The sequence below is a fragment of the Streptomyces sp. HmicA12 genome (genome assembly GCF_000373565.1).
Lineage (GTDB): Bacteria > Actinomycetota > Actinomycetes > Streptomycetales > Streptomycetaceae > Streptomyces.
On sequence record NZ_KB891805.1, the window covers coordinates 113,261 to 128,710 of the forward strand.

The following is a 15,450-nucleotide window of genomic DNA, read 5'->3' on the forward strand; positions in this document are numbered from 1 at the left end:
CCGCCTTGTGGCGCGCCCGCTTCATGCGACGCGCCCGCTTCATGTGGCGCGCCCGCCTCATGTGACGTACGTGTAAAGGGAGTTGTCCGTCCGGACAGTATCGTCCGGCGGGCCTCTGCCGAGCGGACAAGCGGGACGCGTGACGGTCCGACCTAGGTTTCAGCCACTGAACCCGGGGAGGACCTCATGCTTGGCTCCAGCACGTCCCGCACCAGGCTTTTCGCACTGACCGCACCCCTGCTCGCCTGTTCCCTCGTCGCCTGCGGTTCCCGCGACGAGGGCGACAGCGCGGGCGACGACAGCTCCACCACTGTCACCATCGGCTTCGACGCCCCGCTCTCCAAGGACCTCGCAGCCGTCGGCCTCGGCATGCGCAACTCCGCCGAACTGGCCGTGAAGAAGGCCAACAAGGACAAGCTCGTCCCCGGCGTCACCTTCAGACTCCAGGCCAAGGACGACCAGGCCACCCCGAACATCGGCCAGCAGAACGCCGCCGCGTTCGTCGCCGCCAAGGACGTCGTGGGCGTCGTCGGCGCCTACAACTCCTCCGTCTCCGCCGCCATGCAGTCCACCCTGCACGACGCGGGCATGGTGCAGGTCTCCGGCGCGAACACGGCCGCCACCCTCACCATGGGCGCCGACTACAAGGACAACCCGAAGCGCGAGTACGACAACTACTTCCGCACCATCTCCACCGACGCCGTCGCGGCGCCCGTCATGGCCGAGTACTTCTACAAGGACCTCAAGGTCAAGAAGATCGCCATGGTCGACGACAAGAAGACCTACGGCACCGGCATCGTCGACAACTTCACCGAGGCGTACGAGAAGCTCGGCGGCAAGGTCGCCATCCACCAGTCGGTCAACCCCGACGAGTCCGACTACGCGGCCGTCGTGAACTCCGTCAAGTCCTCAGGCGCGCAAGGGGTGTTCTACGGCGGCGAGTACCCGCAGGCGGCCTCGCTGAAGAAGCAGCTCGTCGCCGCCGGGTTCGACGCGCCGATGGGCGGCGGCGACGCCGTCAAGGACGACCAACTCGTCGCCATCGCGGGCAAGACCGCCGCCGACGGCACCTGCGCACACTCCGACGGCGCCCCCATCGACTCCCTCGACTCCGCGAAGTCGTTCGTCGCCGACTACAAGGCGGCCGGCTACCGGCAGCCCTACGGCGTCTTCGGCGCGTACGTCTACGACGCCACGACCGCGCTGATGAAGGCCGTCGGCACCGCCGTCGAGGCGAACGGCGGCAAGGCCGACGACGTCACCCAGCTGCGCCCGAAGGTCGTCGAGGCGATGGCGAAGGTCTCCTTCGACGGCGCCACCGGCAAGGTCGGCTTCGACACGTACGGCGACAGCGTCAACCAGGTCATCTCCGTCAACTGCGTGAAGAGCGGCGCCTGGAAGGACGGCGTCAAGGTGGTCACCGTCAAGTGAGCACGACGGACTTCCTCCAGCTCCTCACCGACGGACTCGTCCTCGGCGCCATGTACGGCCTCATCGCCGTCGGCTACACGATGGTCTACGGCATCCTCCAGATCATCAACTTCGCCCACGGCGAGATCTTCATGCTCGGCGGGTTCGGCGCCCTCTTCGTCTACGCGTGGGTGCCGGGCCTGCACCAGGTCAACCTCTGGGTGGCGCTGCCCGTACTGCTGCTCGCCGCGGTCCTGGTCTCCGTGACCGCGGCGGTCGCCGCCGAACGGTTCGCCTACCGGCCGCTGCGCGGCGCGCCACGGCTCGCCCCGCTCATCACGGCCATCGGCCTCTCCCTCTTCCTCCAGCAGGTCGTGTTCAACTTCTTCACCCTGCCCGGCAAGGCCGTCGGCGTCACCGCCCCCGTCCCCTTCCCTCAACTCCCGGGCGCACCCATCCACTTGGGCGGGGTGACCGTCTCGTACGCGGCACTGCTCACCGTCGTCCTCGCGGGCGCGGCGATGGCCGGCCTGACCTGGTTCGTCGGGCGCACCCGCACCGGGCGCGCCATGCAGGCCACCGCCCAGGACCCGAAGACGGCCCGGCTCATGGGCATCGACACCGACCGGGTCATCGTCGTCGCCTTCGCCCTCGGCGCCGTCCTCGCCGCCGTCGCCTGCCTCACCCAGGGACTCAGGCTCGGCACCATCTCGTACAACATGGGCTTCATCGCGGGCCTCAAGGGCTTCACGGCGGCCGTGCTCGGAGGCATCGGGCACATCCAGGGCGCCATGCTGGGCGGCGTCGTGCTCGGTGTCGCCGAGTCCCTCGCCTCCGGGCTGCTGCCGCACCTGCCCGCCCTGCACACGTTCGGCGGCAGCGTCTGGAAGGACGTCTGGGCCTTCGTGATCCTCATCGTCGTGCTGCTGGTCAGACCGCAAGGGCTGCTCGGCGAACGCCTCGCCACGGACAGGGCGTGATCGGTATGGCTCCCCTGATCCCCGTACCGGTACGTATCGCCAGGCCCCTCACCGTCGCCGGGCTGCTGCTCACGCTCCTCTCACCGTTTCTGGCCTGGACGTGGACCAACCGGTTCCCCGGCAATCTGACCCTCACCGGCTACCCAGGAGGCAGTCAACTCGTCACTCTTGTCGCGGGGTTGCTCGCCGCGTACTTCACCGTCGCCGCGCTCGCCGTGCCCCGCCTCGCACCGTGCGGCGCCGTCCGCGCGCTGCGGGCCGCCGCCCTCGCCGCGCTCGCCTCGGCCTGGATCACGGTCGGCGCGATCGCGATCACCCTCGGGGGAGTGGTCAACGTCGAACCCGGCGGCCGGCTCGCCCTCCTCGCCACGGCCCTCCTCGCGGCCGGGGCGCACGCGCTGCCCGACGACACCGTCGACGATCCGGCGCCGGACGGCCGGCTGCCGCGCGTCCTCGAAGTCGCCCTGATCACCGTCGTGTTCCTCGCCGCCATGTACGTCCTCGCGTACGGGATCACGACCGGCTCCGCCGAGGAGTTCCTGGCCTTCCTGCCCGCCGCCGGGTTCGGCGCCCGCGCCCTGGTCGCGAGCGGGCTCCTGGCCCGGCTCAGCCGGATCAACGCCCGCAACCGCGTCGCCGTGTCCGTGGCCGCGCTCGCCGCCGCCCTCGCCTTCCCGTTCACCCAGGACGGCGACCAGTACACCGCCATCGCCGACAACATCCTCGTGTTCGCGGCGGTCGCGCTCGGCCTCAACATCGTGGTCGGTCTCGTCGGGCTCCTCGACCTCGGGTACGTCGCCTTCCTCGGCACCGGGGCGTACACCGCCGCCCTCGTCTCCGGCTCCACCTTCTCCACGCTGGACGTCGGGCCGTGGCCGTTCTGGGCGACCGCTTTGCTCGGCATGGGGGTCTCGCTCGTGGCCGGGCTCGTCATCGGCGCCCCCACGCTGCGGCTGCACGGCGACTACCTCGCCATCGTCACCCTCGGCTTCGGCGAGATCTTCCGGATCACCGTGAACAACCTCGACGGCACGTCGGGACCGGCCGTCACGAACGGGCCCAACGGCATCAACTCCGTGCCGAACCTGGAGATCCTCGGCTTCGACTTCGGGGAACCGCACGTGCTGTTCGGGGTCCCCTTCGGCCGGTTCGCCAACTACTACCAGCTGCTCCTCGCCGTCATCGCGGTCATCGTCTTCGTGTACGCGCGGGCCGGCGACTCCCGGATCGGACGGGCCTGGATCGCGCTGCGCGAGGACGAGAAGGCGGCCACCGCGATGGGCATCGAGGGCTTCCGCTACAAGCTGCTCGCCTTCGGCCTCGGCGCCTCGCTCGCCGGGCTCGCCGGCACGGTCATGGCCCATCTGCAGACCAACGCCGTCCCCGAGAACTACAAGTTCGCCGACACCGCCCCGCCCAACTCGGCGTTCCTGCTGGCCGCCGTCGTCCTCGGCGGCATGGGCACCATCTCGGGGCCGCTGGTCGGCGCGGCCCTGCTCTATCTCCTGCCCGCCAAGTTCGAGTTCTTCAGCCAGTACCAGATGATGCTGTTCGGCCTCGCCCTCATCCTGATGATGCGCTTCAGGCCCGAGGGGCTCGTGCCCGACCGCAAGCACCAGCTGGAGTTCCACGAAGACCCCCAGACCCAGATTGCGAAGACCCCGGCATGAGCCCAACTCCCCTGCTGGAGGCGCGCGGTGTCACCATGCGGTTCGGCGGCCTCACCGCCGTCGACCGCGTGGACCTCACCGTCGCCGAGGGCGAGATCGTCGGTCTGATCGGCCCCAACGGAGCCGGCAAGACCACCTTCTTCAACTGCCTCACCGGCCTGTACGTCCCCACCGACGGCGCCGTCCTGTTCGCGGGGACGGCGCTGCCGCCCCGGCCCGCGAAGGTGACCCGGGCCGGAGTGGCCCGCACCTTCCAGAACATCCGCCTGTTCGCCAACATGTCGGCCCTGGAGAACGTCATCGTGGGCCGCCACACCCGCACCCGCGCGGGCCTCCTCGCGGCGCTCGGCCGCGGCCCCCGCTATCGCCGCGAGGAACGTGAATCCCGTGAACGAGCAAGGGAGTTGCTGGACTTCGTGGGCCTCGCCGACCGCGAACGACAGCTCGCCCGCAACCTCTCCTACGGGGGCCAGCGCCGCCTGGAGATCGCCCGCGCCCTCGCCAGTGAACCCCGGCTGCTCCTGCTCGACGAGCCGACCGCCGGCATGAACCCCCAGGAGACCCGCGAGACCGAGGAGTTGGTGCACGCCGTGCGGGCACGCGGCGTCGCCGTCCTCGTCATCGAGCACGACATGCGGTTCATCATGAACCTGTGCGACCGCGTCGCGGTCCTGGTGCAGGGCGCCAAACTCGTCGAGGGCGCCCCCGGCGACGTACAGACCGACGAACGCGTCGTCGAGGCCTATCTCGGCGCACCCGACGACGAGGAGACGCCCGTATGAGCACGCTGCTGGAAGTCGACGAACTCCGCGTCGCCTACGGCAAGGTGGAGGCCGTGAAGGGCATCTCCTTCCGCGTCGACGAGGGGCAGGTCGTCACCCTCATCGGCACCAACGGCGCGGGCAAGACCACCACCCTGCACACCCTCAGCGGTCTGCTCGCCCCGGCCGCGGGCCGCATCCGGTTCGCCGGACGCGACCTCGACGGCATCCCGGCGCACCGGATCGTCGAGCTCGGGCTCGCCCACTCGCCCGAGGGGCGGCACATCTTCCCGCGGCTCACCGTCGAGGAGAACCTGCTGCTCGGCGCGTTCCTGCGCAAGGACGCGGACGGCATCGCCGACGACGCCGAACGCGCCTGCACGCTCTTCCCCCGGCTGCGGGAACGGCGCACCCAGGCCGCGGGCACCCTCTCCGGCGGTGAGCAGCAAATGCTCGCCATGGCACGGGCGTTGATGTGCCGGCCGAAGCTGCTCATGCTGGACGAGCCCTCCATGGGACTGTCCCCGATCATGATGAAGAAGATCATGGCGACCGTCGCCGAGCTCAAGGCCGGCGGCACCACGATCCTCCTCGTCGAGCAGAACGCCCGCGCGGCCCTCGCCCTCGCCGACCACGCCTACGTCATGGAGACGGGCCGCATCACCCTGTCCGGCAGCGGCCGCGAGCTGCTCGACGACGACAGCGTGCGCAAGGCGTATCTGGGGGAGGACTGATCCACTTCCTCCTGTCCGCCCGGGTGCCGGTTTCTCCTGCGACCTCGACGAGGTGTGAGCTATCGCTTGCGCCCGACCCCGCCGAACATCGCGACTTCGGCGGGGTCGCCGCCCGTGGGGTCGCCGGTGTCCTCCGGGCGCCAGCGTGAGCACGACACGACGCCCGGGTCCAGGAGTTCCAGGCCGTCGAAGAAGCGGGTGACCTGCTCGGGGGTGCGCTGGTTCAGGCGCGGGGTGCCGTTCGCGTTCCAGAACGCGACCGCCTCGTCGACGTCCGCCATGTCGGGGCGGGTGATCGTGTGCGAGAGCACCAGATGGCTGCCGGAGGGCAGGGCGTCCAGGAGACGGCGCACCAGGCCGTACGGGTCCTCGTCGTCGCCGATGAAGATGACCACGCCGAGCAGCATCAGCGCCACGGGCTGGGTGAAGTCCAGTGTCTTGGCGGCGAGTTCGAGGATGTGGTCGACGTCGCGCAGGTCGGCGTCGATGTAGTCGGTGCTGCCCTCGGCGGAGCTGGTGAGCAGCGCCTGGGCGTGCCGCAGCACCAGCGGGTCGTTGTCGACGTAGACGATCCGGGTCTTGGGAGCCACCCGCTGGGCGACCTCGTGCGTGTTGTTCGCCGTGGGCAGGCCGGTGCCGATGTCGAGGAACTGGCGTATGCCCACGTCGGCGGTGAGGTGGCGGACCGCGCGGCCCAGGAAGGCGCGGTCGGCCTGCGCGTAGTCGGAGATGCCCGGGTGGAGCTCGCGGATCTGCTGCCCCGCGGCCTCGTCGACGGGGTAGTTGTCCTTGCCGCCCAGCCAGTAGTTCCAGATCCGTGCCGTGTGCGGCCGGGTGGTGTCGATCCGGTGGGCGATGCTGTCCGGTTGCGCGTCGCTGCTCGTCACGGGGCCGTCCCTCTCCTGGCGTTCGGCGATCATGCTGCGTGGGGGATCACCCTAGCGGGCCCAAATCCCCTGCGGGGAGGGGGTGTTGCGGCAGGTCGGCTCGTGGTCCCGATGGAGAGGGCGGGACCGGGCCGGGTCAGCCCGCGGAGGTCAGTGCGCCCACCGCGTCCCCGGCCGCCTTCCGGGCGCCCTTGATCACGGTCTCGTTCGACGGCGCGCCCTTGGACTCGAAGTCGCTGCCGTTGTAGGTGACGGTCACCAGGATGTTGCCCTTGCGGACGGTCACCACGGACTCGCGGGTGTCCTGCTTGTCCTTCGTGGTGAGCTCGCTCGTGACACGGGCCTCGTCCCCGAGGCCTTTGAGCGCACTGGTCCGCGGGGCGCCGTCGCCCTCCTCGAACGACTGCTTCGCCAGCGCGTCGGAGTTCTTCACCTCGAAGCTCACGTCGAGCCAGCGGTAGTCGTACCCCTTCAGCGCGCTCCAGGAGCAGCCACGGCGAACCGATTCGTCGGTGGCCGAGAGCTCCTTGCCCGCCGTCTTCGCCCCCGGCACCAGCGAGGTGACCGTCTTGGACGCGACGGAACCGCAGGGCGCGGGCGGCTTCGCGTACGTCTTCGCCGCCACGCTCGCGCTGGGGCTCGACGGAGACGACGACGGGGCCGCCGCGTCGTTCTTGTCCTTGGCCGCGGGCTCGGCCATCGGGCCGGTGGACCAGGCCCAGCCCACGCAGGCGAGGACGGCGACCGGCAGGAGCCGGACGGTCAGGGTGACCGGGAGCGGGAGAGAACGCACGGCGGCCGCCCTTACGTCAGGTGGGGTGGGGGACGCCAGTGTCACATGACTTGCTGTGCGACCGATACCGCCACTTCTGTCACCTCGGCATCACACACCGGCATCGTCCCGGCGTACGGCCGTGACCAGCCACACGCCCGCGCGCGTCCGCACCCCGCGCGACGTCGCGTACGGACGGAGCGTGGACTCCAGCGCGGCGCGGGTCGCGGCGGGCACGCTCCGCTCCGGCGCCCGCGAGAGCAGGAAATCGACGGCGTCGGCGGGCGAATCACCCCAGTGGGTGTGGACGTCCACCGGGTTGACGGCGATGTGGGCGAACGAGCGGTGCAGCGCTGCATGGATCCGGTACGGCTCGGACAGCGACGCCATCGCGGTGTGCGCCGCGCGGTCGCCGGGGTCCGGGTCACCGCCGCCGCTCCGGGTGCCCTTAGCGAGGCGGCGGGCGAACAGGCCGAGCGCCGCACCCTCCTCCGCGTCCGGGCCCGGCCGGCGTGGGCAGACGAAGACGAGCCGGCCGCGTTCGCGCAGGGCCCGTGCCACGTTCGCGAACGCCGTCACGTGATCCTCGAAGAACATCACCCCGCCGCGGCTGATCGCCACATCGAAGCCGCCCGGCCGGAACGGGTACGCCTGGACGTCACCGAGCTCGAACGTGGCACCCGGCACGCGCTCGGCCGCGGTGCGCTCGCGAGCCCGGTCCACGAGCGGCGCCGAGATGTCGACGCCGACCGCGTGCCCCGGCGCCGCGAGCCGGGCCGCGGTGCGGGTGGTCGCGCCCGCCCCGCAGCCGATGTCGAGGACCCGGTCGCCCGGCCCGATGGCGGCGGCCGCGAACAGCGCCTCGTCGGCTTCGCCCAGCATCGCGTCGAAGCGCCGGTCCTGGGCGGCCCAGTGCCGGCCGAGCGGACCGTTCCAGGCGTGCGCCTGACGATGATTGACGGTGACGGAGAGGGTCATCGGGTCTCCAGACGGCCGAGGGAGGCGGGCAGGGCGGACTCGATCCGGTCGACGACGGCGAACGCCCCGTACGCGATCAGATGCACCAGGCAGTGGTCGGTGAACGGCGGCACGCGCCACGCGGCGACGTCCTCGTCCGTGATCCGGTACGGCGCGAGCGCGGCGAGGAGCGCGAGCCGCGCGCCGGGCCGCTCGGCGCGGTCCGGCAGCTCGGGCCAGACGGTGGGCGGATGCGTGCCGTCCCACCGCGCGACGGTCTCCTGTACGAGGCCCAGGTCGGCGTCGTCGAGAAGCCCGGCCCCCTTCGTGGCGGCGGCGCGCAGGGCGTCGTAGGCGGGCCCGACCGACGTGCCCGCAGCCCAGGCCGGGCCGGGGCCGGGGGAGTCGAGCAGGGCGAGGGAGGCGCCGGGCGTGTGGTCGGCCCGGACGACGCGCGAGACGCTGCGGCCGACGAGGGAACGGGCCGCCTGCCAGCGCTGGGCCCCCGCGGGCAGCAGGTTCTCGGTCAGCAGGGCGGACACGATCCGGTTGATGAAGTGGAAGGTGAACGCGGTGCCGAGGTGCGAGGCGAGGTCGGCGCGCGGGAACGGCAGCGGCGTCAGACCGGACGCCCCGGGGACGCGGGTGGCCCGCCCCCACTCCAGGAGCCGCGCCGCCCGCTCGTCGCCCGGCGTCGTGGCGCGGGCCACCGCCTCGCCGAGGTCGTGGTCGCCGTGCGCGTGCAGCAGCACGGCGTGCGCGTCCACGCAGAAGGGGCAGCGGTTCGCCTGCGAGGCGCCGGCCGCGATCAGCTCCCGGTCGGCGCGCGAACCGCTGCCCGCGATCAGCGACTCGCGGAGCAACGCCCAGGCGGGCGCGAGCAGTTCGGGCGCCGACGACAGGACGATCAGGGTGGACGGCTTCGGGATGCCGAAGTCGGTCGCGGCCTGCGCGTAGACCGCGGCGGCGGTGCCGGTGGCGGACTTGGGCGACGGCGGCTCTGTATAGCGGTACGGGCCGGACACGGTGACTCCTCGGGGTCGGGGTTTCGGTGGTTGAGGACTTCGGTGTTTCGGGGCTGAGTGTTTCGGTGCTTGCGATGCGCCCAGACTCGCGCCGGGCCCCCGTCCCGGGCGTCGTACGGCGGAGCCCAACTGCCGCTACTCCCGGGGGAGTAGGCGGGGCGTCACTCCCGTCCTCGCGGCGGAGGGACGTCGTCAGTGGTGAGGTCTAGCCTTCGGGACATGCAGGGGGACACGGACGCAGAGGCAAGCGCACAGGTGAGTACGGACACGGCGGCCATCGGCGGCTGCTCCTTGAGCACGTACGCGGCCGACGCGGCGCTCGCTGTCGTGATCGGCGCCGTCGTGGTGCTCGCGGCGGCACTCGGCGACGGGGCGACGCCGCTGGACTACGCGCTGACGGTGGCGGCGTCCGCGTCGCTGGCGGCGTACCGTCACGCGCCGAGGGCCGTCCTCTTCACCTCAACCGCCCTGACCACGGCGTACGTGGTGCACGCCCACCCCGATCCGCTGGCCGCGCTGCCGGTGATCGCGTCCGTGCACACGGCCTCGCGCGCGGAGCACCGGGGCCTCGGTGCCCTCGTCTCCGGCGGGTTCCTCGCCGTGTACATCACGCGGGACGCGCTGGCCGCCGACGGCGCGGTGGGCCGGGGGATGATGCTCGCCGGGTGGTTCCTGTGCGCGGTCGTCACCGGCGTCGCCGACAAGAACTGGCGGGCATATCTGCACCAGACCGAGCAGCGCGCCCTGGAGGCCGAGCGCACCCGCGAGGAGGCGGCGCTGCGCCGCGCTGGCGAGGAACGCCTGCGCATAGCAAGGGAGTTGCACGACTCCCTCACGCACAGCATCTCCATCGTCAAGCTGCAGGCCGGCGTCGCGGTGCACCTCGCCCGCAAGCGCGGCGAAAAGGTACCCGCCGCACTGCTCGCCATCCAGGAGGCCAGCGGCGAGGCGATGCGCGAACTGCGGGACACGCTCGACGTCCTGCGCACCGACGAGCCCACCGGCACCCCCGCCCTCCTTGTCGAGCGCGCCCGCTCGGCCGGGATCCCCGTCACGCTCACGACCACGGGCCGCGCCCGCCCGCTCGCGCCGCAGCTCGACCGGACGGTGTACCGGATCGTCCAGGAGGCTTTGACGAACGTCGCGCGGCACGCGGGCGGCGCTGCAGGTACGGAAGTGCAACTGGCCTATGGAGAAGACGAGTTGACGGTCCGGGTGGCGGACGAGGGTGCCGCCGACCCGCTCCGTCCGCCCACTGAGGGCACGGGCCTGACCGGCATGCGGGAGCGCGTCGCTGCGGCGGGCGGCACCCTGCGGGCCGGGCCGCGCGACGCGGGCGGGTTCGAGGTACGGGCCGTGCTGCCGTTGGACATCGGCCGGACCCCGGCGCCGGTCCGCGACGTGGCGCCGACAGACCCGGCGGCGCTGGGCGACGTGGCACTCGGGGCCGCGCCGTGACCCAGCCGGCCGACGGTTCCGCCCGGGGCCCGGCCACCGGCCCCGTCGTCCGCGTGGCGCTCGTCGACGACCAGACGCTCATGCGGGCCGGGTTCAGGGCCCTGCTCGACGCCGAGGACGGGATCGAGGTGGTCGGGGAGGCGGGGGACGCCGCCGCGGGGGTCGCACTCGTGCGGGAGGCCGTACCCGACGTCGTCCTCATGGACGTGCAGATGCCCGGCGAGAGCGGCATCGCGGCGACCCGGCGGATCGCCGCGGACCCGGGGCTGACCGGCGTACGTGTCGTCATGCTCACCAACTACGCCTTCGACGAGTACGTCTTCGAGGCGCTGCGCGCGGGCGCGTCGGGATTCCTGCTCAAGGACAGCGAGCCGGAGGACCTCCTCGCCGGGATCGCGGTGGTCGCGCGCGGGGACGCGCTCCTGTCGCCGTCCGTGACCCGCCGCCTCATCGGCGAGTTCGTCGCGCGGCCACCCGACCGGGCGACGGCGCCCGGCCTGGAGTGCCTCACCCCGCGCGAGCGCGAGGTCACCGCGCTCGCGGCGCGCGGCCTCACCAACGAGGAGATCGCCGCGCACATGGTGATCAGCCCGTTCACCGCCAAGACGCACATCAGCCGCGCCATGATCAAGCTGGGCGCCCGTGACCGGGCCCAACTCGTCGTGTTCGCCTACGAGTCGGGACTGGTGACCGCGCGAGCCCAGGGGGTCGGGAAATGAGCTGCGTAGGATCGGCGCATGACGATCAGGGGGAGGTCGGCGCTGACACGCGCCGCGGGGTTCGCCACGGTGGCGCTGCTCATGGCCGGGTGCGGCACACGGACGTCCGCCGGGGCCGGACCGGCCCCGAGCGGCAGCACGGACGTGGGCCGGGTGCACGCGGACCCGCTCGAAAGCAGCCCACCGCCGCGGTACGGCGATCTCGACGACGCGCCTCTCGCCACCGCCACCGCGACCGCCGAGCCGACCGGGCCCTGCCCCGACACGGGCCTGCGCGTCGCGGCGGGGCGCGGTGACGCGGCGATGGGCCTCAGGGTCCTCGACATCACGCTCACCAACTGCGGCAAGGGCACCTTCGAGCTGTACGGATACCCGAAGCTGAAGCTCCTCGAGGAGGACCGCGGGGCCGTCGAGCGCGTACGGATCCTGGAGGGAACCAAGGAGATCGCCGCCACGGGCGTGCGCGACGACAAGCCCACCCGCGTCACCGTGCGCCCCGGCGAGCGGGCCGTCATGTACCTGGTGTGGCGGAACACGTACGACGACATCACGCACCCGCCGGTCACCGTGGAGCACGTCACCGTCGATCCGGGGCTCGGCCGCGGCACGCCGACCGTGACTCCGGACCCGCCGCTCGACCTCGGCAGCACCGGCAGGCTGGGCACGACGGCCTGGCGCAAGGAGTGACGGCACGGGCCGGAGGTGCCCGCTAGGATCCGCACCAAAGATGCTGAGGATGCGGACACTGGGTCCGCCGTGGTTGTCGGGGGGTCGGCGTGGTCGCTGGTCGTGTGGTGCGCTTCGACGGAGCGCGCGGTTATGGGTTCATCGCGCCGGACGACGGCGGTGAGGACGTGTTCCTGCACGTCAACGACCTCCTCATCCCCGAGTCGTACCTGCGCACGGGACTGAAGGTCGAGTTCGACATCGAGGACGGCGACCGCGGGCCGAAGGCGTCCTCGGTCCAGCTCGCCGAGGGCGCGTCCGCGCCGGTCGCGGGCGGCCGGAGCGTCGCGGCCGACGGCGACGACGTGCTCTGCGACGTGCTGCGCGTCGACGAGTTCACGAACGAGGTGACGGAGCTGCTGCTGCGCGCCGCCCCCTCGATCACCGGCGAGCAGATCCTGGCGATCCGCCGCGAGCTGGTGCAGAGCGGACGCAAGCACGGCTGGGTCGACAGCTGATCCGCCGCACCGCCTGAACATCCCGGGGCCCGGGCCGAGTCGACGGACTCGGCCCGGGCCCTGTCCGTTCTTCCCCTTCTTCTCCCTTGATGTCGCGCCCGGTTATTCAATCTTCATCGACAAGCGTCCGGCATGCGGACAACCCCCTTGTCCCGCGGACTGTATGCGAAATACGTTCTGCGGTATTCCTTGATCGCCCACAGGATTCCCGAGGTCACCCCCATGCCCCGGCCCGGGTTCCTGCGGATCCACCCCCTGGCGGAGGTATGCCCTCGTGCGCCGAACAGCGGTTGCCTGCACGACAGTTGCCTTGGTGTTGTCCCTGACGGCGGGCTGCGGCTCCCTGCAGTCCTCGGCCACCGAGGTCGGCGGAGAGCGGATGACCGACGACCGTCCCGTACGCGACGGCGGCACCCTCACGGTCGCCCTCAACGCGGACCCCGACAAGCTCGACCCGACCCTCGCGCAGACCCTCGTGGGCCGCACCGTCTTCGCCGGCATGTGCGAGAAGCTCTACGACACCGACGTCGACGGCAAGGTCGTGCCGCAGCTCGCGACCGCACTTCCGAAAGTCTCCGACGCCGGCCGCACCATCACCTTCGACGTCCGCAAGGACGCCGAGTTCAGCGACGGCACGAAGCTCGACGCGGACGCCGTCGTCACCTCACTGCTGCGCCACCGCGACCTCGCGGGCTCCGCGCGGGCCACCGAACTCGCGCCGCTGAAGTCGGCGAAGGCCACCGGCCCGTACAGCGTGCGGCTCACCCTCAAGCAGGCCTACGTGCCGCTCTCCGCCGTCCTCGCCGACCGCGCCGGCATGGTGATGTCACCGACCGCGCTGAAGAAGTACGGCAAGAACTTCACCAACCACCCCTCCTGCGTCGGGCCGTTCAAGTTCGCCGAGCGCGTCGGCGGCGACCGCATCGTCCTCACCAAGGACGCGCACTACTACGACGCCGACGCCGTCCACCTGGACAAGGTGATCTACAAGCCGATCCCCGACGGCGGCGTCCGCCTCGCCAACCTCCGCTCCGGCGACGTCCAGGTCGGCGACCAGATGTCCCCGGTCGACGTGAAGAGCTCGCTCACCGACGACAAGCTCCAGCTCTTCGACTCGCCCTCGCTCGGCTACCAGGGCATCGGCCTCAACGTCGGCAACGTGAAGGGCCTCGGCGAGAAGCCCGGCACGATCGACTCCCCGCTCGCGAAGGACGTACGCGTCCGCGAGGCCTTCGGCCTGGCCATCGACCGCGACCTCATCAACAAGGTCGTCTTCCAGGGCATGTACGAGCCCGCGTGCGGGCCCGTCTCCCCTGAGGCCGCCATCGCGCCGGGGGAGAAGGCGTCCACCTGCCCGAAGCGCGATGTCGCCAAGGCCAAGCGGCTGTTGAAGCAGGCCGGGGTGAAGACGCCGGTCCCCGTCGAGCTGAAGACGTCCACCACGCCCGAGTGGAGCCGCATCGGCCAGGTCATCCAGGCCATGGCCAAGGACGCCGGCTTCGCCGTCACCCTGCGCCCCACCGAGTACGCCACGATGCTGGAGGAGACCGACGCGGGCCAGTACCAGGCCTTCAACAGCGGCTGGTCCGGACGGCTCGACCCGGACGGCAACATCGCGAGCTTCCTGCAGACGCGGGGCGCGATGAACGCGTACGGCTACTCCGACAAGAAGGTCGACGCGCTCATCGCCCGCGGCCGCACCGAGGCCGACCCGGCCGAACGCGCCAAGATCTACGGCGAGTTGACCCGACGGGTCAACGCCGCGCACGCGCTCATCTACCTCTACCGCCAGAAGAACTACGTCGTCGCAGGGAAGGACGTCGCGGGCATCCGTGTCTACGGCGACGGCCTGATCCGCGTGAAGGATGCGGGGTACGCCAAGTGACGACCGCTCAGATATCGGTAAAGAGGCCCGGGTTGCTGTCCGGGCACCCCATGGCCACGTACGTACTGACGCGCGTCCGGCAGTCCGTCATCACCCTCTTCCTCGTCTCGATCGTCGTCTTCGCCGGGATCCGCGCGCTGCCCGGCGACCCCGCGCTCGCCCTCGCGGGCGAGGAGCGCAGCCCCGAGGCGCTCGCCGCGATCCGCTCCGAGTACGGGCTCGACGACAACATCGTGATCCAGTACGGGCGTTTCATCGGGCACGCGCTCCAGGGCGACCTCGGCACGTCCTCGCGCACCGGCCTGCCGGTCTCCGACGCCATCGCGCAGGCGCTGCCCGTCACCCTCGAACTCGCCGCGCTCTCCCTGCTGTTGGCGATCGTGCTCGGGATCGGCGCCGGGGTGGTGGCGGCCGTCCGCCGGGGCAGGCCCGCCGAGTGGATCGCCAACGCCCTCGCCCTGCTCGGCCTCTCGATCCCGACGTTCTGGCTCGGCATCGTCCTCGTACTGGCCTTCGCGATCGCCATGCCCGTCTTCGCGGCCTCCGGCTACGTGCCGTTCGGCACCGACCCGGTCGACAACCTGCGGCGCATGATCCTGCCCGCGATCGTGCTCGGCTCCGGACTCGCCGCCGTCGTCATGCGGCAGACCCGCGCCGCGATGCTCGACTCGCTCTCCGCCGACTACGTCCGCACCGCACGCGCCAAGGGCCTCTCCCGTCGCGAGGTCGTCGGCGGGCACGCGCTGCGCAACTCCCTCGTCACCGTCGTGACCGTGCTCGGCCTGCAACTGGGTCACCTGATCTCCGGCGCGGTCGTCACCGAGCAGATCTTCGTGCTCCCCGGCTTCGGCAAGCTCACCATCGACGCCGTCTTCACCCGTGACTACGCGACGCTGCAAGGCGTGGTCCTGGTCACCTCGTTCGCGTACATCTTCATCAACCTGCTGGTCGACGTGGCGTACTCGGTCATCGACCCGCGCATCCGGCTCGGAGGTGCCCGGTGACGAC

Annotated in this window: 15 protein-coding genes; 11 read left to right on the forward strand and 4 right to left on the reverse strand. The window is 71.5% G+C overall.

All coding sequences use genetic code 11. From position 1 onward, the window contains the following. The first annotated feature begins 186 nt into the window (after positions 1 to 186). From B072_RS0114950 to B072_RS0114970, 5 genes are read left to right on the forward strand one after another with little or no spacing between them, the layout of a single operon-like run. Positions 187 to 1,431, forward strand: a complete 1,245-nt coding sequence (locus tag B072_RS0114950) for a branched-chain amino acid ABC transporter substrate-binding protein (RefSeq protein WP_018530765.1) — start codon at positions 187 to 189, stop codon at positions 1,429 to 1,431. Further along, on the forward strand, positions 1,428 to 2,390 hold the full coding sequence (locus tag B072_RS0114955) for a branched-chain amino acid ABC transporter permease (RefSeq protein WP_018530766.1): 963 nt from the start codon (positions 1,428 to 1,430) through the stop codon (positions 2,388 to 2,390). The genes B072_RS0114950 and B072_RS0114955 overlap by 4 nt, the downstream gene beginning before the upstream one ends. A gap of 5 nt (positions 2,391 to 2,395) precedes the next feature. After that, entirely contained in the window at positions 2,396 to 4,060 is a 1,665-nt protein-coding gene (locus B072_RS0114960; RefSeq protein WP_078506436.1) for a branched-chain amino acid ABC transporter permease, read from the forward strand. Beyond that, on the forward strand, positions 4,057 to 4,842 hold the full coding sequence (locus tag B072_RS43230; RefSeq protein ID WP_051127183.1) for an ABC transporter ATP-binding protein: 786 nt from the start codon (positions 4,057 to 4,059) through the stop codon (positions 4,840 to 4,842). Before B072_RS0114960 ends, B072_RS43230 begins: the two co-directional genes overlap by 4 nt. Beyond that, positions 4,839 to 5,555 (forward strand): ABC transporter ATP-binding protein, encoded by a 717-nt coding sequence (locus tag B072_RS0114970; protein ID WP_018530769.1) that lies wholly within the window; start codon positions 4,839 to 4,841, stop codon positions 5,553 to 5,555. The genes B072_RS43230 and B072_RS0114970 overlap by 4 nt, the downstream gene beginning before the upstream one ends. 59 nt (positions 5,556 to 5,614) lie before the next feature. Here B072_RS0114970 and B072_RS0114975 read toward each other — a convergent pair whose 3' ends face one another. From B072_RS0114975 to B072_RS0114990, 4 genes are all read right to left on the reverse strand, one after another. Continuing rightward, a complete protein-coding gene (locus B072_RS0114975; protein ID WP_018530770.1) occupies positions 5,615 to 6,475 on the reverse strand; it encodes an SAM-dependent methyltransferase in 861 nt (286 codons plus the stop codon). Between the two features lie 103 nt (positions 6,476 to 6,578). Continuing rightward, a complete protein-coding gene (locus B072_RS0114980; protein WP_026245846.1) occupies positions 6,579 to 7,235 on the reverse strand; it encodes a hypothetical protein in 657 nt (218 codons plus the stop codon). A gap of 90 nt (positions 7,236 to 7,325) precedes the next feature. Then, the gene (locus B072_RS0114985) at positions 7,326 to 8,192 is read right to left on the reverse strand and encodes a class I SAM-dependent methyltransferase (protein WP_018530773.1); all 867 of its coding nucleotides are present in this window, start codon (positions 8,190 to 8,192) and stop codon (positions 7,326 to 7,328) included. Then, entirely contained in the window at positions 8,189 to 9,196 is a 1,008-nt protein-coding gene (locus B072_RS0114990; protein WP_018530774.1) for a carboxymuconolactone decarboxylase family protein, read from the reverse strand. The genes B072_RS0114985 and B072_RS0114990 overlap by 4 nt, the downstream gene beginning before the upstream one ends. Positions 9,197 to 9,415: 219 nt before the next feature. On the opposite strand from B072_RS0114990, the gene B072_RS0114995 reads away from it, so the two are divergent. From B072_RS0114995 to B072_RS0115020, 6 genes are all read left to right on the forward strand, one after another. Next, positions 9,416 to 10,654, forward strand: coding sequence for a sensor histidine kinase (locus tag B072_RS0114995; protein ID WP_078506430.1), 1,239 nt, complete (start codon positions 9,416 to 9,418; stop codon positions 10,652 to 10,654). Then, positions 10,651 to 11,373, forward strand: coding sequence for a response regulator (locus B072_RS0115000; protein WP_018530776.1), 723 nt, complete (start codon positions 10,651 to 10,653; stop codon positions 11,371 to 11,373). Before B072_RS0114995 ends, B072_RS0115000 begins: the two co-directional genes overlap by 4 nt. Positions 11,374 to 11,391: 18 nt before the next feature. Beyond that, a complete protein-coding gene (locus B072_RS43235) occupies positions 11,392 to 12,060 on the forward strand; it encodes a DUF4232 domain-containing protein (RefSeq protein WP_018530777.1) in 669 nt (222 codons plus the stop codon). Between the two features lie 89 nt (positions 12,061 to 12,149). After that, positions 12,150 to 12,557, forward strand: coding sequence for a cold-shock protein (locus B072_RS0115010; RefSeq protein ID WP_026245848.1), 408 nt, complete (start codon positions 12,150 to 12,152; stop codon positions 12,555 to 12,557). A gap of 313 nt (positions 12,558 to 12,870) precedes the next feature. Then, positions 12,871 to 14,442, forward strand: coding sequence for an ABC transporter substrate-binding protein (locus tag B072_RS0115015; protein ID WP_234018856.1), 1,572 nt, complete (start codon positions 12,871 to 12,873; stop codon positions 14,440 to 14,442). 50 nt (positions 14,443 to 14,492) lie between these two features. Continuing rightward, positions 14,493 to 15,446: an ABC transporter permease gene (locus tag B072_RS0115020; protein ID WP_018530780.1), complete on the forward strand. Its 954-nt coding sequence runs from the start codon at positions 14,493 to 14,495 to the stop codon at positions 15,444 to 15,446. Positions 15,447 to 15,450: the final 4 nt, after the last annotated feature.

Bases quoted from the DNA above. Each gene is read 5' to 3' on its own strand.
- B072_RS0114950 (WP_018530765.1), top strand. From the start codon at position 187: ATGCTTGGCTCCAGCACGTCCCGCACCAGGCTTTTCGCACTGACCGCA.
- B072_RS0114960 (WP_078506436.1), top strand. From the start codon at position 2,396: ATGGCTCCCCTGATCCCCGTACCGGTACGTATCGCCAGGCCCCTCACC.
- B072_RS43230 (WP_051127183.1), top strand. From the start codon at position 4,057: ATGAGCCCAACTCCCCTGCTGGAGGCGCGCGGTGTCACCATGCGGTTC.
- B072_RS0114970 (WP_018530769.1), top strand. From the start codon at position 4,839: ATGAGCACGCTGCTGGAAGTCGACGAACTCCGCGTCGCCTACGGCAAG.
- B072_RS0114975 (WP_018530770.1), bottom strand. From the start codon at position 6,475: ATGATCGCCGAACGCCAGGAGAGGGACGGCCCCGTGACGAGCAGCGAC.
- B072_RS0114985 (WP_018530773.1), bottom strand. From the start codon at position 8,192: ATGACCCTCTCCGTCACCGTCAATCATCGTCAGGCGCACGCCTGGAAC.
- B072_RS0114995 (WP_078506430.1), top strand. From the start codon at position 9,416: ATGCAGGGGGACACGGACGCAGAGGCAAGCGCACAGGTGAGTACGGAC.
- B072_RS43235 (WP_018530777.1), top strand. From the start codon at position 11,392: ATGACGATCAGGGGGAGGTCGGCGCTGACACGCGCCGCGGGGTTCGCC.
- B072_RS0115020 (WP_018530780.1), top strand. From the start codon at position 14,493: ATGGCCACGTACGTACTGACGCGCGTCCGGCAGTCCGTCATCACCCTC.